The following is a 17,022-nucleotide window of genomic DNA, read 5'->3' on the forward strand; positions in this document are numbered from 1 at the left end:
GGAAATGATGGCTGAGAAAAAAAACAAAGCGCGCAGCCAAGTATCCGCCAGGCTAAATATTTTGTTTCTTGGCGTGTTTTTGTTGTTTTCTGCATTGATTTTGCGTCTCGGCATGGTCCAAATAGTCCAAGGCGAATCTTACGAAGAAGAGTTAACACATGTATCGAACCAAACGGCCCGCATCGACGCGCCCCGTGGACTGATGTATGATAGCTACGGCAATGTGGTGGTCGACAATTCCATGGAGTTGTCTGTCACTTACACCAATCCTGGGAACCAAAAAGCCGAAGATATTCTTGAATTAGCGATAAAGCTGTCTGATTTCATTGAAGTCGACACAGAGAATCTCCGTTTTCGCGACAAACAAGAATATTGGTATGTCACTCATAGCGAAAAAGAGCGGAAGGCGTTAATCGAAGGAAAAAAAGTCGACGATAAAGACGAGTACCAAACGATTATAGATGAAATTACAGAAGAGATGGTCGATGGCTATTCGAAAGAAGAAGAACAAGTCATTGCAATTTTTACACATATGCTCCGCGGTACTAGCGGCACGCCACAACGAATTAAACAATCGATTACGGAAGAGGAAGCCCATGTGTTAAGTGAGCACTTGGACAAGCTGCCGAACATCGACTTGCAGCGGGATGCGACAAGGGAGTACGTATATGGCGACACGTTGCGGCAATTGTATGGCAGCGTTGGGTCAATCCAATCGGAAAAAGTCGATGATTATTTGGCAAACGGCTATGCCCGCTCTGATCTTGTCGGCAACAGCTATTTGGAGCTTCAATATGAAAATGTGCTCCGTGGCACAAAAGCGGAAATTTCGCGGACATCCACACGGACTGGCGGCGAGGAAGCCGAAAGCGTCGTCGAAGAAACACTTGGCAGCCGTGGCAATGACTTAGTATTAAGCGTTGATATGGAGTACCAGCAACTGCTTGATGAAGCGGTAGAAAAACATGTCATGAAAAACCGCGGCTACTACTTGCAGCAGCAAGAAGGCAGCGCCTATGCGATTGTGATGAATCCAAAAACAGGTGAAATATTAGCGATTAGCGGTTTTGTCGATCCTGCCGGAGAAGATGAAAGCTATTTGCACCCAACCGGAGCTGTGAACAATGCGTTTGAGTTTGGCTCTGTCGTCAAAGGGGCATCCGTGTTAACCGGCATGCAAGAGGGCGTTGTCACTCCTGATACGGTTGTTAATGACCGGCCGTTGCATTTTAATGGCACGCCTGAGAAAAAGTCGGTGTCCACTATGGGGCCTGTTAATATGGGTACTGCGCTGGAACGGTCTTCGAACGTCTATATGTTTGAAATTGCGATGCGAATGGGCAACTATACGTACAACAGCAACATCCCCCAAAGCCAACGTAGCTTGTTTGGCCTGTCCGTCGCCAATGATGTGTTAGAGCGTTCACGTTATTATTTCAGCCAATTTGGCTTAGGGACTCAAACGGGAATTGACCTTCCCCATGAAGTAACAGGTATTACTGGCGTTCCACAAGAGCCAGGGGCTTCACTTGACTTTATGATCGGCCAATTCGACACTTATACGACGTTGCAGGTTGGCCAATACGCGAGCACGATTGCCAATGATGGCGTGCGCATGCGCCCTCGTCTTGTCAAAGAAATATTGGAGCCTTCTATCAATGGAGAAGAAGCGACCGTTGTAAAGGAATTTGCGCCTGAAGTGCTTAATGAAGTCGACATGTCTAAAGACAAACTTGACGTGGTGCAAAATGGCTTCCGCCGCGTGGTGACAGGCAGCCGCGGTACAGCTAGTTCAATTAAAACGGATGTGCCGATTGCTGCTAAGACTGGGACAGCAGAGATTTCCGTGGCGATTGGCGAAGGCGATAATCGCCAAGTTTTAAACGGAAACAACCAAAGCTTTATTGGCTATGCTCCCTATGACGATCCAGAGATCGCCTTTGCTGTCATCGCTCCAAAAGTGCAAATTCCAAGGGGAACATCGTATAAAATTGCTCAAAGCATTGCCCAAGACTTAGTCAATGACTACTTTGATTTACAGGAAAACCGAGAGGGCCCTAAATCAGTCGATTCAGTCATGGATGAAGTTGATTTGTTTGAAAATGAGTAAATAAAAATCCAGCGAGCAGATAAAGCTCGCTGGATTTTTATACTAGAAAAACACTTACTCGATTTTCAGTTAGAAAGGTTGCCGACAAAATCGGCAACCTTGTCTGGCCTTTATATAAGAAATTTGCTAAATAAAAAGGAATGAATGTAAGATGCGTCGAATGTTGTACTTAGAACAATTCATCTAAGATTTCGTCCATGCTCATTTCACTTGATAATTCCCCGGTGACTTGCGGTTTTAGCTCATTTGATAAGCCACGTTCATCCACGGCATCAAAAAAATCATGGGCGTTGTCAACAATGCCTGCCTCTTCAAGCATTTGGCCGACGTCAATGCTTGTCATTCCCGATTGAACATGAAGAATGGTTCTGTAAACAATTCGCTCTTCACTATCCCCATCTTCGTTTTGCGTTGCATCCTCTAAGGCAGCTTGTGCTTCTTGTAAATCGCTTTCCATCTGATCCCATGTGTCTTGTTGTTCGATGACATAGCCTGCCTCTGCGAGTGATTGCTTCATCTCATCTTCAGTTAGTTCTGGTGCAGCAGCGGAAGAGGCCCCGTCTCCCTGGATAAAGTATACTGCGCCAAGAGCCACAGCAGCTACGAGCAAGCCACAAGCAAAACTGCGCAATGATTTAGGACTCATTTGCAGCCTTCTTTCTTTCTTTTGTGCCATTGTAAACGTACGGGGCCAACAGGCGCTCTACTTCATGGGTTTCAAGCTCTGTTTCGATTGCAATGCCTTCAACTGAATAGCCGCGTTTATGCAGGTCAAGAATTTCTCTAAGCAATTTTTGATGCGATGATGATCGCGCTTGCGCTCCTGGCTCATGTGCAGCGATTTCAGCGTCGAGTTCCATATCGCGAATTTGGTTCTTTAGCTGATGCAGCTCTTGCATAAAGGAAATGGAAAGCTGCTCGATTTGCTCGTCCACTTTCGATGGTTTTTCCGTTTTGAAAAACGAAAGCACAAGCAAGGCAATCGCAACTGCGAGTAAAATGGCCAATGTCCATTCCATTGAAAACGTACCCTCCTACTTTATCAACTGTGTTACATCCTATTATTATACATGAAATTGCTGATTTTTCATTTCAAAATCTTAAATTTATGGCACGATGCGGTGATTTTTGACAAAATCAGACATGATTCCAAGTAATGGCTATGATAACAGGCTAAAGAGAAAGGGAAATACTTGCTGCAACTAGGGAATTGGTTCTACAAAATTATACAATTTGCACTTCTTGTGGGATGCGAAAAGAAGGGGTATGCTGTTAGTAGAGCTTTTATTAGGCGAAACGATTTGTCGTTATGCCGTGTGGAATGGTTACGGCTATTTTAAAGTCGTATGGAATGCAAGCTTTACATAAGCCAAACGGCTGTATATAAGACGAAAGCAGCAGTAGGCTAGAGGCTGAAGCGAGAGCGAGAAGAATATAGGCATTAATAAGCCGCATTCGCCTATTGTCGAAGGGACCTAAGCATGGGAGCTTGCAACAAACGAGCATTAGCCAAAATTAATTTTTGCAAATTTAAAATGTTGTCTCTGTTTGGGGAGTTTTTTGAAAATGAAATTTACGATCATGCATGTTGACAAAAAATGAGCTGAATAAAGGAGAGATTCGATGTACGTTTTGCCAGACTTTTCGCGAGAATTAAATACGGACTCCGCTACAAAAGCGTCTTTTTATGTAGACATTCATGCTAGGTTGAAGCTATGTGAGGGCCAACAGGCACTCTCGCGTATTGGGCTTTGGCAGGATGGGAAGACCTCTTGGGTGGGGGACGGCGATTGGAGTGTTCAAGCTGCGTTTTCAAAAACGGCATTATCGATTATGAGCCAAGCATTTCATAAAGTATGGAATATCCTTGTGACGATCATTGATCGTGAGTCACCAGATCGCCTTGGCTGCTTGAGAGAAGTAAGAATCGAAAACCAGGGCTCCGACACCAAACAGGTGAAATTGTTGTTTCACCATTTGCCTTTAATGCAGTCGCAAGGCATTGCTTTTTATTCCCCTCAAGATAAAGCGCTCATCCATCACGCAGAGAATCAATTTTCGCTGTTTTCCTTGACGATGCGTGACGCGGCTTTTATTCAGCCAGGAGCCGGAAGCTTGAAGAAAAATTGGAATTCTCAAGAAGGTAAATTGTTTTTTTCGCCGTTCTCAGCTACGAGCTTAGAAAGCGTGTTGGCCGCGAGTTGTGTCCTCTCTTCTCAAGCAAGCGTAAAAGGCCATGCCTGGATGCTTTCTTCCCAAAGCTTGGAAGCGTTAAAACAATCCCATAAAAGGCTGCAGGCCGCTTATGGGCAATGAAATCGAAGCTTGCAAAATATGATGGAATTTGCTATCATAGCTGAGTATGTAGGACGAGTTTGGAGGGATAACAGATGCGTGTTCAAGTTACACTTGCTTGTACGGAGACGGGTGATCGCAATTATATCACGACAAAAAACAAGCGCACAAATCCAGAGCGTATTGAACTTAAGAAATATAGCCCGCGTTTAAAGCGCCACACACTTCATCGCGAAACAAAGTAAGCAGCCGGTCATCCGCTGCTTATTTTTTTGCCGTGACCATGATACTTGGAGTGATGCCGATATGCGTAGTAAACAGAACATTCGAAATGACGTCTCTAAACAGTTGAACATGTTGCCAGCGCATGTGTATAAGCAACGATCAACCAAGCTTGCTGATTTGCTTATGCAACAGGATGTTTGGAATCAGGCAACAACCATTGCGCTAACGGTCTCTCGCTTTCCGGAAGTAGAGACAGCGCCTTTGATTGCTGGCGCATTAGCTGAGAATAAAAAAGTGGCCTTGCCGCGTATTAACATGAAAGAGCGGACAATGGCGTTCTTTTACATAACCTCTACTGAGGAATTGGTAGAAAACAAGTATGGCCTGTTTGAACCAAAACAAGAGGAAGCGTGCCTCGTTCGCCCTGACGAGCTAGAGCTCATTGTTGTCCCAGGTGTGGCATTTACAAAGGCGGGAAAACGACTCGGTTTAGGCGGCGGTTTTTATGATCGTTTTTTGCCAAGCTGTTCAGGCTTAACCGTTGCGTTATGTTTCCGTGAACAACTGTTTTCTGATTTGCCAACAGAACCCCATGATGTTCTGATTGACAAGGTCATCTCTGACGACAGGGTCGATGCTTCATGATCTCCCTTTTGGCTTATATTGGGATTGGGATAGCGGCACTCCTTTTATACAAGCTGGACAAGCTGACTGCTTCTGGTATGTGGGCCGCGTGTGTTGTTGGGTGGCTGACAATAACGGGCGTTGGTGTAGGGGGGTTAGTGGTGATTGCCGTTTTCTTTGGCAGCTCCATTGTATGGGGACGTCTTGACTCTTCAAAAGTGGATGTCGATGTGGTTGCCAAACACGGAGCTCGTGATGCATGGCAAGTATTGGCAAATGGTGGCGTTGCTGGTCTTTGCTCGTTGTTGGCTTGGTTGTTTCCTGGCTATGCTGCCTTTGCCTTTGCTGGATTTATTGGCAGTTTAGCTGGCGCTACTGCCGATACTTGGGCATCGGAGCTTGGAAAATATAGCAGAGAGAAACCGATTCATCTATTGACTTTGAAGCGCGTTTCTCCTGGTGTATCAGGAGCTGTATCAGCGCTTGGTATGGCTGCCGCTTTTGCAGGCAGTTTTCTTGTCGCAGCAACGGCGATTTTAATATGGTGGAGATATACGCCATTGAGCCATATCTGGTTACTAGTCTATTCAGCAATCGGCTTTCTCGCCAATTTAGCTGATTCTCTATTTGGTGCTGCGATTCAAGTGTTGTACCGTTGCCCTGTTTGCGGGTTAGAGACAGAAAGACTAAACCATTGTGGAGAGAAAACGGAAAAGATAAAAGGGTTCCGTGTGGCAACAAACGACACGATCAATTTTATTTGTACGTTTACAGGAGCGGCGCTTGGCGTTTTAGCAGTCGCATTGATTGGGCGATAACGGGGCGGTTGCGATGGCTGTTAACATAATTGGTGGAACAAGGAGGAAGCGCGCATGGCTCATTTAGAACGTTATTCAAGACAGCTATTGTTTTCTGGAATTGGTGAGGAAGGGCAACAACGGCTATTAAACAGCCGTGTGCTAATTGTTGGCGTTGGCGCCTTAGGAACGGTCCTTGCTAACCACATGGTCCGTTCTGGCATTGGCCATATCCGCATTGTCGATCGTGACTACGTGGAAATGAGCAATTTGCAAAGGCAAATGCTGTTTACTGAAAGCGATGTAGAACAAGCATTGCCAAAGGCGGTCGCTGCAAAACAAATGTTAGAAAAAGTGAACGGATCGGTACATATTGAAGCATTTGTAGAAGATGTAACGGTACAAAATGTGGACAGGCTAATGGAAGGTATGGATCTCGTCTTAGATGGGACGGATAATTTTAAAACGCGTTTTTTGCTTAATGATGCCTGTTTTAAGAAAGGCATTCCTTTTGGGTATGGTGGAGCTGTAAGCGCCAGGGGCATGAGTGCTTTCCTAGTTCCTGAAAAAACGCCATGCTTGCGCTGTTTTATCACAAGCGGTGCCTCTCCAGGGGAGACGTGTGACACAGTCGGCGTCATTGCTCCTGTTGTTGATATTGTGGCCTCTTACCAGGTGGTCGAGGCAATGAAATACTTGGTCGGAGCAACAGATCAATTACGGCGTTCTGTACAGACATTTGATTTGTGGGGCAATTATGACCATAAGCTCAAGTTTCAGGCTCCGAAACCAGACTGCCCGACTTGCCAATTGCATGAGTATCCGGCATTACAAGTCGAGCAAGAAGCAGAGACAACATTATGTGGTAGAGACACTGTACAAATTGCGACTGGCTCGCGGTTTCAGTTAAAAGAGTGGGCAGCGAAGCTTCAACCAATCGCCACTGTGAAAGAAACGCCCTTTCTTCTCCGTGTCTCTCTCCCAGAGGGTGAACAATTGGTCCTATTTCCTGATGGGCGAGTGCTTGTACAAGGAACGGAAGATATTAGCCGCGCCAGAACGCTTTTCAGCAAATATATTGGCGACTAAAAAAGTCGGCTGGATAAAAAACATACAGCTAGTACCGGAGCGCCCCTGTCGTTCTTTCTCGTTTCGTGCCATTCAAATTCAACACCTTAGGCTACCTGTTATAGAGAATATTTTTTAGGGCATCTCTAGGCACTTTGCATAATCGTAAAATCGTGGTTGGGGCTTGACGAAAAAAAGGAAGACATTTAAGCTAGCAGAAGTTGTTGCTAATTCGCACCGACGCGGTAAAGTGACATAGAATGAAGAAAAGGACTTCGGTGTTTTATTATGGGAAAGAAACCTAGCTTATTAATGGTTATAGTCTTTTTGCTATTTTTTATCGCTATATTAGGCGGTTGCATATTCTTCCTTAAAATTGATCCCCATCTTCCAATTTTGTTGGCGCTTATTGTGACAATTATTTGGGGTCGGTTATTGGGCTTCTCTTATAAATCATTAGAAGGGGCGCTCATCAAAGGCATACAAGGGGGCGTTGCCCCATTATTGATCTTAATGCTTGTTGGGGCAGTCATCGCCGTGTGGATGATGAGCGGCACAGTACCAACGCTATTGTATTTTGGAGTACAGTTGTTGACGCCTGAATGGTTTGCCATTAGCGCTTTAACCGTCTGCATTCTCGTTTCCACTTTTACAGGAAGCGCGTTTACGACTGTTGGCTCAGTTGGCGTGGCGATTATGGGCGTCGGCATTGCCTTGGGCGTGCCAGCCCCACTCGCTGCTGGAGCAGTTGTTTGTGGCGCTTGTTTCGGCGATAAAATGTCGCCTTTATCCGATACAACCAACTTTGCACCTGCAGTGGCCGGTGAACAGCTTTTTGCCCATATTAAGCATTTAATGTGGACGACCGTACCAGCGCTTTTCATCACTTATTTGTTGTTTTTTATAATCGGTGGGCAACAAAGCGGACAGCCGTCTGATCTTGCCGGGCTCTTGGAAGCATTAAAGGCATCGTTTACGATTAGCTGGCTCACGTTGCTATCGCCTTTGCTCGTTGTTCTGTTGGCGATGCTACGGTTGCCGGTGCTGCCTGTTTTAGTTGCCGGAATTGTTTCAGGCTTGTTGTTGACTGTCGTGGTTCAGCAAGAGTCGTCACTGGCTTATATGTTAACCGTATTGCAGTCGGGCTTTGAGGGAACGACTGGCAATGAACTATTGGACGGCATTCTCAATGCTGGCGGAATTCAATCGATGATGTGGTCCGTCTCATTAGTGTTGCTGGCGCTTGCTTTAGGCGGCGTGATTCAACACATCGGTTTTATTGAAGCGTTGTTTGCAAACATGAAAAAGCTATTGGCAAAAAGGGGGCATTTAATTGCTTCAACAGCATTAGCCTCGATCGGCACTAATGCTGTAACGGGGGAACAATATTTATCAATCTTATTACCAGGCAGTTTTTTCAAACGTTACTATGAACAGGCAGGGCTTGCCCCGAAAAATTTGTCGCGGACACTTGAAGATGCGGGTACACTTGTCAATCCCCTTATTCCATGGGGGGTGAGCGGCGCTTTTTTTGCACAAACACTTGGTGTATCTGTGCTTGAATACGCTCCTTTTGCTTTTTTCCTTATTTTATCTCCAATGCTTACGGTTGCCTTTGGCTATTTAGGAATCGGCATAGCTCCTTTGGATAAAAACAAACAAAAGTCGGTATAGTAAGAGTGGAGGTGACGTTATGCGTCAAGTGTTAGTCGCTGTCTCGACGTTTATTGCCATTCTTGCTATTTGTAAATACCGATATCGGCTGTTAAATGCGTTTTTGCGCCAACCACTGCTCAGGCGGCTGGCCGTTAGGGCAGTGTTAAGAATGCCATTTGTTCGTAACCGTATTATGCCCACTCTCTTTACTCGACCAGCTGAGCCGACGGAATTATACAAAGAAAAGTTCTGACGTGTTGTCAGGGCTTTTCTTTCGTTTCTTTTTAGGCAAACTTGTTATAATAAAAGAACTGGCAGAAATAAGGAGGAATTAGGCTTGGATACGGTTGTACACCGCTATTTTTTCTGGAAGATCGTGGAGCATTATGCACTAAAGAAACAGTTCCGCGTCCTTGCGCTATACAATACGCAAGTATGGCTAGAAGACGATACCGTGAAACCGCGGCGTGTGATTCGCATTGTGCTCTCTGAAGTCGATTGGGCGAATCGCCTGAAACGGGATATCGGCCATGCCAAGCAGCAATTCAACACGATTTATAAACAGCTTGGCGTTTGGGAAATTCAAGGAGAAAACGTCTATGTGATGAGCTTGCCTCCTGTTGACTCATGGGAAGAAACGATGGAACCTTTTACGATCGGTAACCGAAAAGGAAAAATCCGCAACATTGCCTTGCATACAGATACGGATACATACAACGAGATTACTGAACAAACATTAGGGAATGACGGACTGCCACCGTTTGAGGCTTTGGATTCTCACGAGGCGATGGAGCAGGAGATTTTGCGGATTCACGAAAACGTAAAACGCACGAGCGTTGGCCGCCAGACAAAAGAACGGCAAACGTTGTTTTTTGGAAAACCTCGCGTGATCTATGCGCTGTTAATTTCGATATTGATTATGTTTAGCGTCCTTGAAGCAAATGGAGGAAGCACCAACATTGAGACGTTAATTGACTTTGGCGCAAAATACAATCCGCTCATTGTGGAAGGGGAATGGTGGCGTCTATTTTCAGCGATGTTTTTGCACATTGGCTTTTTTCATTTGTTTATGAATGGCATGGCGCTTTACTTTTTAGGCAGTGCAGTGGAGCAACTTTTTGGTTCGATACGGTTTTTGGTCATTTATTTCATGGCTGGCTTATTTGGATCTGCCGTTAGCTTTGCCTTCACCGACTCTTTGTCAGCAGGTGCGTCAGGGGCTTTATTTGGTTGTTTTGGCGCTTTGCTTTATTTCGGCATTAAACAGCCTTCTTTGTTTTTTCGCACACTGGGCCGCAGTGTGATCGTGCTCTTGATCATTAACTTTTTCCTTGGTTTTATTGTTCCTGGAATTGACATTGGCGCCCACGGCGGCGGCTTAGTCGGTGGTTTTTTGGCAGCTGCAGCTGTACGTATGCCAAAGGAAACAAGAAAAACAAATGTGCTATGGTCATTATCTGCATTGGCAGGTTATATCGTCCTGGCAGCTAGTTTGCTGTTTTTTGGCTATCAGTCGGCCGCAGGGACAGTCAACCCAGATATGGCCGCGCTAGAAGCAAATCGCCTGTTTCAGCAAGGGAATTGGGAGGAAGCACGGCCTCTTGTAGCAGAAGGGCTTGAACAAGATAGTGAGCATGTAGAGCTGCTGTTTTTGCAAGCCTATTTGGATATGCAAGACGGCAAAGATAAGGCCGCACAGGAGAAGCTGGAGTTTGTCACTTCTGAAAATCGCCACTTCCATCAAGCGTGGTTTAATCTGGCCCTTATTTATTGGCAGCAAGGGGAAATTGAGCAAGCTCAGCACGCGGTGGAAGAGGCAATTAAACAAGGAGAGCAAGACGAGCATCCAGATGTAGAAATCGATCGTTATCGTGAAGTGCAGGAAGAAATTGAACAGCAACAGCACTAGCACGTATTAGGAAGTCAGTGTGCTGTCAAGCAGCCAGTTGAGTAGTGGAACTGGCTTTTTTTGTTGTTCGCTTTTCCTGACGGTGACTCACATATTTTTGGAAAGGAAAGCCAAGCTATGTAAAAGGACTGGACGATTGAAAGGGTGACAAGAATGCCTGGCCAAAAACAGCAAAAGTTGACTTCTTATGAAAAAGGGCTTGCCTTTTTGAAAAAGGAATTGGCGGTTGAAGACAACTTTGATTTGATTTGTTTGGAAATGCGGCATGCAAACAAACGGATGGCGCTTTTTTTAGTTGATGGTTTTGCCAAAGACATTGCGCTGACACAAATTCAACGGGAACTTTCCCACACGACTGAAGAGGAATTGCAAGACCGATATGATGCCTTACTACAAAGCCGGATTCCTTATGCAGAAGTTGAAACCGAAAGAGACTTGAACCAAGTCGTAGAGCAAGTGTTGGCTGGGCCAGCAGCTTTGCTCGTCGAGGGCCTTGACTATTGCCTGCTGATTGACACGAGGGAGTACCCTGTTCGAAGCCCGGAGGAGCCGGATACAGAGCAAGTTGTTCGTGGTTCTAGAGACGGGCTTGTCGAAACACTTGTTATGAACGCAGCTCTCATCCGCAGAAGAGTTCGTGACCGGACGCTCCGCGTTGTGTTCAAGCAAGTTGGGCGACGCTCTAAAACAGATATAGCCTTAATGTATATTGGCGATATTGCTGATAAGCGTTACGTCGAGCAAATGACCGCTGCCCTTGATGCAATTGACACCGATGGTGTACCAATGGCAGATAAATCAATTGAAGAATTTATCTTTAAAGAAAGCAGCAATCCGTACCCACTTGTGCGTTATTCAGAACGGCCAGACGTGTGTGCCACCCATTTATTTGAGGGCCATGTCCTTATTCTTGTCGATGGGTCGCCAAGTGTTATGATTACACCTACTACTTTCTGGCACTTGCTTCAACATGCAGAGGAGTACCGTCAAAAACCAATCATAGGCGCAATGCTGCGGCTAGTCAGATTCGCCGCTGTTTTTTCGTCGATCTTCTTGCTGCCGTTATGGTATTTATTCGCGACAAATCCATTTTTGTTGCCAGATAGTTTGGCCTTTATCGGCACAGAAGAAAAAGGGAGCTTGCCACTGTTTGTCCAGTTTGTCATCGCAGAAGCAGGGATTGAAATGTTGCGGATGGCGTCGATTCATACACCGAATGCAGTTGCAGAAGCGCTCGGGCTTGTAGCTGCCTTATTGATTGGCGATATTGCCATACAAGTCGGTGTCTTTTCCCCAGAAGTGATCCTCTACTTAGCGATTGCCGCTGTCGGTACGTTTGCAACACCTAGTTATGAACTTTCCCTTGCCAACCGATTTATGCGTGTACTTTTGTTGGTGGCTACTGCCGCCTTTCAGTTGCCAGGGCTTATGATTGCCTCGACCATTTGGTTAGTGATGCTTGTCCGTTTAAAGGGGATGGATGTTCCTTATATGTGGCCCTTTATTCCTTTTAATGCAAAAGCATTACGGGACGTCGTGTTTCGAGTGCCAATGCCTGTAAAAAACCGCAGGCCAGTCATTATTCATCCCCAAGATCCGGACCGTTAGCAAATCGGGGTTTCAATCAGCAGCCATGTCTATTTCGTACAAATCATCTTTTATAAAACGGTCTGCTTTTTGCACTGGCTGGCTTTTGTCAGCTAAAACAAGGGCAAAGGGTGTCGGCGTTGGCGGGTTCACAACGGTGTATGGAACGTTCTGGCTAACCGCTATTTTAATGTAAGCTGCATAATCGCTATAAGCCAGGTTGCCATTTAAAAACAGATGGAGGTTGTTAGCCTTAGCCATCGTTTGTTCAACTTCCCTGTAAACCGGGGCAGCCTGGACTTGCTTTTTCGTTAAAGCAATATAGACCCTTTCAAAGATGGTCGTCAAAAACAAACGGCGTTCCGCTGGTTTTGTTTCTGGATTTCCGTAAATTGCTTTTTCTAATAGGTCGTTTACATCTCTTCCCATTTTCCCACTCCTTCTTTATATCTCCATCATGGCATTCATGTCCTTATTTTTCAACCAAGCACATAAGCTATAGTAGTACAATTGTTTAACAATTTTCATGAGGGGTTGATCACATGGGGTTTGCATTTATGGTGGCCGCCTTTGTGTTTGTGTTGGGCGCCGCAATTGGCGGGATCGTCGCCACGATGAAATTTGTCCCGCCTATTTTAGGGCTATCCGTGTTTAGCATTAGCTTTTTCTTTTTTGCTTATGTCGGTATGTTTCTTGCGCTGATTGGCCCGAATTGGCTTGGCTTGCGGTTTTTGGACATTGTAATCGCCATGTGCTCGTTTTTGTTTATCATCGCTTTGTTCCGTTCGTATCATCCTACTTGCGGTTACCGTCCCCGTGTAAGTCCAGTCGGGTTCATTGCTGCTATTCTGTTTTTCTTGATGGGCGTACAATGGGGAACGGCAGGGTTCGGCACGTTTTTTACATTAGGAATGGCAATTTTGTTTACAGGAAGCGTTTTTTTAGGCATATTGCTGTATAATACGATATTGGGATGGCTACGAAATGTTTACATTGCGGCATTCTTGCCTCTCATCTCATTTCTTTTTATTGCAGTACTGAAACTGATATAATAAGCTAGAGGTGAGTCAATGAAAACGCTTTTCGAAGTTAAGCAGTTGTTAAAGCAATATGGCGCTTTCATTTATACAAGGGATTTGGATGCAGACATGCAGTTGATGCAAATGGAAATGGAGGAACTTCATCGACTTGGCCTAATCGAACGTGGCGAATTCCAACAAGCAATGCTTGTATTAAAACGTGAACAGCGGGCTGCAAAAATGGGGGAGAGAGCGAATGACTGAGGACTACTATGCGGGAATTGACATTGGCGGTACGACCGTAAAGTTGGCGTTTCTTACGGAAACAGGCGAGTTAAAAGATAAATGGGAGATTCCCACAGACGTGAGCGAAAACGGCAAACATATTGTCGATCAAATCGCCGCAAGCATTCAAAGCCGGCTGCCGCAACATGCAACCTTGTTAGGGGCTGGAGTAGGTGCACCAGGATTCATTGAAATGGAAACTGGTTTTATTCACCATGCCGTCAATATCGGCTGGCGAAACTATCCACTAAGGGAAGAACTTGAACGCGTCCTTGGAGTGGTTGTCCGCGTCGACAATGACGCTAATTTGGCAGCACTTGGAGAGAAATGGCGCGGCGCAGGAGATGGCGCTGAAGAAGAGTTGTTTATCACACTTGGTACAGGTGTCGGCGGTGGCATTATTACAAGAGGGCAAATTCTCCACGGGTCAAGTGGAATGGGCGGCGAAATTGGCCACATAACAGTTATCCCTGAAGGTGGGGCACCGTGCAATTGCGGCAAAACAGGCTGCCTGGAAACGGTATCTTCGGCAACGGGCATTTTACGGATGGCCAAGGAAAAGTTAACAACAAATAAGGACAGCGCTTTGCATCGCTTTGAAGAAGGGGCGTTAACGACAAAAGATATTTTCGATGCTGCTAAAGCTGGCGATGCACTTGCTAAAGATGTGGTAAGTGAAGCAACCTTTCACCTTGGTTTTGCAATAGCGAACCTGGCTAATGCGCTCAATCCAAGCAAAATCATTATTGGCGGTGGTGTTTCTAAAGCGAAAGAAAGCTTGCTTGCTCCGCTTCGCCTCGTATTTAAGCAATTTGCGTTGCCCCGTGTTTCTGAGAGTGCTGAGATTAAATTGGCTCATTTAGGCAATGACGCTGGGATTTACGGTGCTGTTTGGCTTGCTATTCAGGCAAAAGCAACACAGGAAGATGAGATGTTAGGAAAAAGTGAATGAGTAAAAGGAGTCGCATGAAATGGAGTACCGGGTTGAACGAGACTTACTAGGAGAAAAACAAGTACCGAAACATGCTTATTATGGCATCCAATCGCTGCGGGCAAAGGATAATTTTCCGATTACCGGCTATCCGCCCCACCCTGAACTTATTCGCGCTTTCGGCTATGTGAAAAAAGCGGCTGCCCTTGCAAACCGCGATGTCGGTGTACTGCGCCCCCACATTGCTGAAGCGATTATTAAGGCAAGCGATGAAGTAATTGAAGGGCGTTTGAATGATCATTTTATTGTCGATTCGATCCAAGGAGGCGCCGGCACGTCGTTTAATATGAATGCCAATGAAGTCATTGCTAACCGGGCGATTGAGATTCTTGGCGGCGAAAAAGGCGATTATTTAAAAGTCAGTCCCAACACACACGTCAACATGGCCCAGTCTACCAATGATTCATTTCCGACGGCGATTCATATTGCCGCTTTAAATATGACAAAGGGCTTGACGGAAGAATTGCAGAAATTGATCAACGAAATGGAAGCGAAAGCCGAAGAATTTGACAGCGTCCTAAAAATGGGGCGGACCCACTTGCAAGATGCAGTCCCTATTCGACTAGGGCAGGAATTTGGCTCGTACCGCAGAGTGCTAGCCCGTGATCTAAAACGGGTAAGCCGTTCGGCAGACCACCTCCACGACATCAATATGGGTGCAACCGCTGTAGGAACGGGTTTGAACGCCAAACCGGAATACATTGAAAAAGTTGCAAAACATTTGGCTGACTTGACTGAGCTGCCGTTGAAAACGGCGGAGGATCTTGTCGATGCCACCCAAAATACAGATGCCTATACAGAGCTTTCTAGTTCGTTAAAAATTTTAGCTATTAATTTATCGAAAATCGCAAATGACTTACGTTTAATGAGCTCGGGCCCGCGGACCGGATTGAATGAAATCAATTTGCCACCGCGACAGCCGGGTTCATCGATCATGCCTGGAAAAGTAAATCCGGTTATGTGTGAAGTCATTAACCAGCTTTCTTTTCAAGTTATCGGCAATGACCATACGATCAGCCTTGCTTCAGAAGCGGGCCAACTTGAACTAAACGTGATGGAGCCTGTACTCGTTTTTAATTTATTGCAATCATTAACGGTGCTACAAAATGGTATGCGCGTCTTTAAAGATTACGCAATTGCCGGCATTACCGCTAACGTGGAGCGATGCCGGGAACTTGTAGAACATAGCGTCGGTATTGTAACGGCAATCAATCCCCATGTCGGCTATGAAGTAGCTACTCGTGTAGCTAAAGAAGCAATTGAAACAGGGCGGCCGGTCCGGGAAATTTGCCTTGAACGGGGCATCCTTTCAGAGGAAGAATTGAATGAAATTCTTGATCCAAAAGAAATGACAAAACCCGGTATCGCGGGCTCCCGTTTTTTGCCGTTATAACAACGAAAGAGCGACTTTTGTTTTTGCAAATGGATCAATGTATGCGATAATGATATAGAAAGACTAGGGGTGCCTAATGAAGTTAGGCTGAGAATAAGAACGTATTTCTTTTACCCTAATAACCTGATCTGGGTGATGCCAGCGGAGGGAAGTCGGTTTGCAGTGATTGAATGACATGCTTGCATGTGGCCGAAGCTCCTCGCTTTGGCCTTTTTATTTTGCAAAAGGAGGGAACAACATGAAGCCTTTTCGACTTTACGCGATCACAGGAGAAGAATTCCATCCTGGACGCGATGTCGTAGAAGTGATGGAAGAAGCTATCCAAGGTGGGGTTGACATTATTCAGCTTCGTGATAAAACGAGCAGCAAAAAGGCTGTGTTGGAAAAAGCCCGTAGGCTAAAAAAGCTTGCAGCTGATTATGGAATTCCGTTTATTGTCAATGACCATATCGATGTCGCCCTTGCCGTCGACGCAAGCGGTGTCCATGTTGGACAAGATGATTTACCCCTTCCAGAAGTAAGAAAATTGCTGGGACCAGACAAAATCATTGGCGTTTCTACCCACAAGTTAGAGGAAGCGCTTGAAGCTGAAAAGAACGGAGCCGATTATATTGGCGTCGGTCCGATTTTTCCAACAAACAGCAAAGCGGATGTAGTAGACCCAGTTACAACGGCTTATATTCGCGAAGTAAAGGAACATGTGACGATTCCATTTGTGGCCATTGGCGGCATCAAACGCCATAATGTCCGTGAAGTGATCGAAGCGGGTGCTGAAGCCATTTGCGTTATAACCGAAATTGTTGCTGCCCGTGACGTAAAAGCAGCTAGTCAAGCGTTGCTTGCCGCGATGGAGGAGGCAAGTCAATGAGATTAGTCGTAAATGGTGAAGAACGAATTTCAGAAAGCACAACGCTGAGCGAACTAGTTTCTGAATTTGGCTTAGCGAGCCAACTAGTGGTGGCGGAAGTCAACGGGACGATTATTGACCGTGTTGACTGGGAGGCCACTTCTTTGAGTGAAGGAATGAAAATCGAGCTAGTCCATTTCGTAGGGGGAGGATAAA

General features: G+C 45.6%; 19 protein-coding genes and 1 riboswitch. Of the genes, 16 read left to right on the forward strand and 3 right to left on the reverse strand.

Features of this window, described 5'->3' with window-relative positions:
* Positions 1-7 precede the first annotated feature (7 nt).
* Positions 8-2,110 (forward strand): peptidoglycan D,D-transpeptidase FtsI family protein, encoded by a 2,103-nt coding sequence (locus tag BUC05_RS02060; protein ID WP_063609093.1) that lies wholly within the window; start codon positions 8-10, stop codon positions 2,108-2,110.
* Positions 2,111-2,279: 169 nt separating this feature from the next.
* On the opposite strand, the gene BUC05_RS02065 is transcribed toward BUC05_RS02060, so the two are convergent.
* Together BUC05_RS02065 and BUC05_RS02070 are read right to left on the reverse strand one after the other, a co-directional pair.
* Positions 2,280-2,756, reverse strand: coding sequence for an MltG/YceG/YrrL family protein (locus BUC05_RS02065; RefSeq protein WP_063609092.1), 477 nt, complete (start codon positions 2,754-2,756; stop codon positions 2,280-2,282).
* The gene (locus BUC05_RS02070) at positions 2,746-3,129 is read right to left on the reverse strand and encodes a hypothetical protein (RefSeq protein ID WP_011246563.1); all 384 of its coding nucleotides are present in this window, start codon (positions 3,127-3,129) and stop codon (positions 2,746-2,748) included. The genes BUC05_RS02065 and BUC05_RS02070 overlap by 11 nt, the downstream gene beginning before the upstream one ends.
* A gap of 604 nt (positions 3,130-3,733) precedes the next feature.
* Between BUC05_RS02070 and BUC05_RS02075 the strand changes: the two genes are divergently transcribed.
* The 9 genes from BUC05_RS02075 (at position 3,734) to BUC05_RS02115 (ending at position 12,292) form a co-directional block, all read left to right on the forward strand.
* Positions 3,734-4,426 (forward strand): hypothetical protein, encoded by a 693-nt coding sequence (locus tag BUC05_RS02075; protein WP_011246564.1) that lies wholly within the window; start codon positions 3,734-3,736, stop codon positions 4,424-4,426.
* Between the two features lie 74 nt (positions 4,427-4,500).
* On the forward strand, positions 4,501-4,650 hold the full coding sequence (gene rpmG, locus BUC05_RS02080; protein WP_003323811.1) for a 50S ribosomal protein L33: 150 nt from the start codon (positions 4,501-4,503) through the stop codon (positions 4,648-4,650).
* A gap of 61 nt (positions 4,651-4,711) precedes the next feature.
* Positions 4,712-5,275, forward strand: coding sequence for a 5-formyltetrahydrofolate cyclo-ligase (locus BUC05_RS02085; RefSeq protein WP_063609090.1), 564 nt, complete (start codon positions 4,712-4,714; stop codon positions 5,273-5,275).
* A complete protein-coding gene (locus tag BUC05_RS02090; RefSeq protein WP_063609089.1) occupies positions 5,272-6,072 on the forward strand; it encodes a DUF92 domain-containing protein in 801 nt (266 codons plus the stop codon). The genes BUC05_RS02085 and BUC05_RS02090 overlap by 4 nt, the downstream gene beginning before the upstream one ends.
* A gap of 54 nt (positions 6,073-6,126) precedes the next feature.
* Positions 6,127-7,140 (forward strand): ThiF family adenylyltransferase, encoded by a 1,014-nt coding sequence (locus BUC05_RS02095; RefSeq protein ID WP_073304021.1) that lies wholly within the window; start codon positions 6,127-6,129, stop codon positions 7,138-7,140.
* Between the two features lie 267 nt (positions 7,141-7,407).
* Positions 7,408-8,793: a Na+/H+ antiporter NhaC gene (nhaC, locus tag BUC05_RS02100; RefSeq protein ID WP_073304022.1), complete on the forward strand. Its 1,386-nt coding sequence runs from the start codon at positions 7,408-7,410 to the stop codon at positions 8,791-8,793.
* A gap of 19 nt (positions 8,794-8,812) precedes the next feature.
* Positions 8,813-9,028, forward strand: a complete 216-nt coding sequence (locus BUC05_RS02105; protein ID WP_035204007.1) for a hypothetical protein — start codon at positions 8,813-8,815, stop codon at positions 9,026-9,028.
* A gap of 84 nt (positions 9,029-9,112) precedes the next feature.
* On the forward strand, positions 9,113-10,684 hold the full coding sequence (locus BUC05_RS02110; RefSeq protein WP_011246569.1) for a rhomboid family protein: 1,572 nt from the start codon (positions 9,113-9,115) through the stop codon (positions 10,682-10,684).
* 153 nt (positions 10,685-10,837) lie between these two features.
* Positions 10,838-12,292 carry a spore germination protein gene (locus BUC05_RS02115; protein ID WP_011246570.1) on the forward strand — a complete coding sequence of 485 codons (1,455 nt, stop codon included), beginning with the start codon at positions 10,838-10,840 and terminating at the stop codon, positions 12,290-12,292.
* A 12-nt stretch (positions 12,293-12,304) separates the two neighbouring features.
* Here the strand turns inward: BUC05_RS02115 and BUC05_RS02120 are convergent, their stop codons facing one another.
* The gene (locus BUC05_RS02120; RefSeq protein WP_011246571.1) at positions 12,305-12,700 is read right to left on the reverse strand and encodes a YueI family protein; all 396 of its coding nucleotides are present in this window, start codon (positions 12,698-12,700) and stop codon (positions 12,305-12,307) included.
* Positions 12,701-12,813: 113 nt separating this feature from the next.
* Here BUC05_RS02120 and BUC05_RS02125 point away from each other — a divergent pair, with 113 nt between their 5' ends.
* From BUC05_RS02125 to thiS, 6 genes are all read left to right on the forward strand, one after another.
* Positions 12,814-13,323 carry a hypothetical protein gene (locus BUC05_RS02125; RefSeq protein WP_011246572.1) on the forward strand — a complete coding sequence of 170 codons (510 nt, stop codon included), beginning with the start codon at positions 12,814-12,816 and terminating at the stop codon, positions 13,321-13,323.
* A gap of 18 nt (positions 13,324-13,341) precedes the next feature.
* A complete protein-coding gene (locus BUC05_RS02130; RefSeq protein WP_011246573.1) occupies positions 13,342-13,554 on the forward strand; it encodes a YqgQ family protein in 213 nt (70 codons plus the stop codon).
* Positions 13,547-14,527: an ROK family glucokinase gene (locus BUC05_RS02135; protein ID WP_073304024.1), complete on the forward strand. Its 981-nt coding sequence runs from the start codon at positions 13,547-13,549 to the stop codon at positions 14,525-14,527. Before BUC05_RS02130 ends, BUC05_RS02135 begins: the two co-directional genes overlap by 8 nt.
* 19 nt (positions 14,528-14,546) lie before the next feature.
* Positions 14,547-15,959 carry an aspartate ammonia-lyase gene (aspA, locus tag BUC05_RS02140; RefSeq protein ID WP_011246575.1) on the forward strand — a complete coding sequence of 471 codons (1,413 nt, stop codon included), beginning with the start codon at positions 14,547-14,549 and terminating at the stop codon, positions 15,957-15,959.
* Between the two features lie 55 nt (positions 15,960-16,014).
* Positions 16,015-16,126, forward strand: a riboswitch (TPP riboswitch).
* Between the two features lie 71 nt (positions 16,127-16,197).
* Positions 16,198-16,827: a thiamine phosphate synthase gene (thiE, locus tag BUC05_RS02145; protein WP_011246576.1), complete on the forward strand. Its 630-nt coding sequence runs from the start codon at positions 16,198-16,200 to the stop codon at positions 16,825-16,827.
* On the forward strand, positions 16,824-17,021 hold the full coding sequence (thiS, locus tag BUC05_RS02150) for a sulfur carrier protein ThiS (protein WP_011246577.1): 198 nt from the start codon (positions 16,824-16,826) through the stop codon (positions 17,019-17,021). The genes thiE and thiS overlap by 4 nt, the downstream gene beginning before the upstream one ends.
* Position 17,022: the final 1 nt, after the last annotated feature.

The sequence above is a fragment of the Shouchella rhizosphaerae genome, assembly GCF_900142675.1.
In the GTDB taxonomy this organism is placed as follows: Bacteria; Bacillota; Bacilli; order Bacillales; family Bacillaceae_D; genus Shouchella; species Shouchella rhizosphaerae.

Excerpts from the sequence above, each read along its gene's own strand:
- BUC05_RS02060 (WP_063609093.1), top strand. The coding sequence starts at position 8 with ATGGCTGAGAAAAAAAACAAAGCGCGCAGCCAAGTATCCGCCAGGCTA.
- BUC05_RS02065 (WP_063609092.1), bottom strand. The coding sequence starts at position 2,756 with ATGAGTCCTAAATCATTGCGCAGTTTTGCTTGTGGCTTGCTCGTAGCT.
- BUC05_RS02070 (WP_011246563.1), bottom strand. The coding sequence starts at position 3,129 with ATGGAATGGACATTGGCCATTTTACTCGCAGTTGCGATTGCCTTGCTT.
- BUC05_RS02075 (WP_011246564.1), top strand. The coding sequence starts at position 3,734 with ATGTACGTTTTGCCAGACTTTTCGCGAGAATTAAATACGGACTCCGCT.
- rpmG (WP_003323811.1), top strand. The coding sequence starts at position 4,501 with ATGCGTGTTCAAGTTACACTTGCTTGTACGGAGACGGGTGATCGCAAT.
- BUC05_RS02085 (WP_063609090.1), top strand. The coding sequence starts at position 4,712 with ATGCGTAGTAAACAGAACATTCGAAATGACGTCTCTAAACAGTTGAAC.
- BUC05_RS02090 (WP_063609089.1), top strand. The coding sequence starts at position 5,272 with ATGATCTCCCTTTTGGCTTATATTGGGATTGGGATAGCGGCACTCCTT.
- BUC05_RS02095 (WP_073304021.1), top strand. The coding sequence starts at position 6,127 with ATGGCTCATTTAGAACGTTATTCAAGACAGCTATTGTTTTCTGGAATT.
- nhaC (WP_073304022.1), top strand. The coding sequence starts at position 7,408 with ATGGGAAAGAAACCTAGCTTATTAATGGTTATAGTCTTTTTGCTATTT.
- BUC05_RS02105 (WP_035204007.1), top strand. The coding sequence starts at position 8,813 with ATGCGTCAAGTGTTAGTCGCTGTCTCGACGTTTATTGCCATTCTTGCT.
- BUC05_RS02115 (WP_011246570.1), top strand. The coding sequence starts at position 10,838 with ATGCCTGGCCAAAAACAGCAAAAGTTGACTTCTTATGAAAAAGGGCTT.
- BUC05_RS02120 (WP_011246571.1), bottom strand. The coding sequence starts at position 12,700 with ATGGGAAGAGATGTAAACGACCTATTAGAAAAAGCAATTTACGGAAAT.
- BUC05_RS02125 (WP_011246572.1), top strand. The coding sequence starts at position 12,814 with ATGGGGTTTGCATTTATGGTGGCCGCCTTTGTGTTTGTGTTGGGCGCC.
- BUC05_RS02130 (WP_011246573.1), top strand. The coding sequence starts at position 13,342 with ATGAAAACGCTTTTCGAAGTTAAGCAGTTGTTAAAGCAATATGGCGCT.
- BUC05_RS02135 (WP_073304024.1), top strand. The coding sequence starts at position 13,547 with ATGACTGAGGACTACTATGCGGGAATTGACATTGGCGGTACGACCGTA.
- aspA (WP_011246575.1), top strand. The coding sequence starts at position 14,547 with ATGGAGTACCGGGTTGAACGAGACTTACTAGGAGAAAAACAAGTACCG.
- thiE (WP_011246576.1), top strand. The coding sequence starts at position 16,198 with ATGAAGCCTTTTCGACTTTACGCGATCACAGGAGAAGAATTCCATCCT.
- thiS (WP_011246577.1), top strand. The coding sequence starts at position 16,824 with ATGAGATTAGTCGTAAATGGTGAAGAACGAATTTCAGAAAGCACAACG.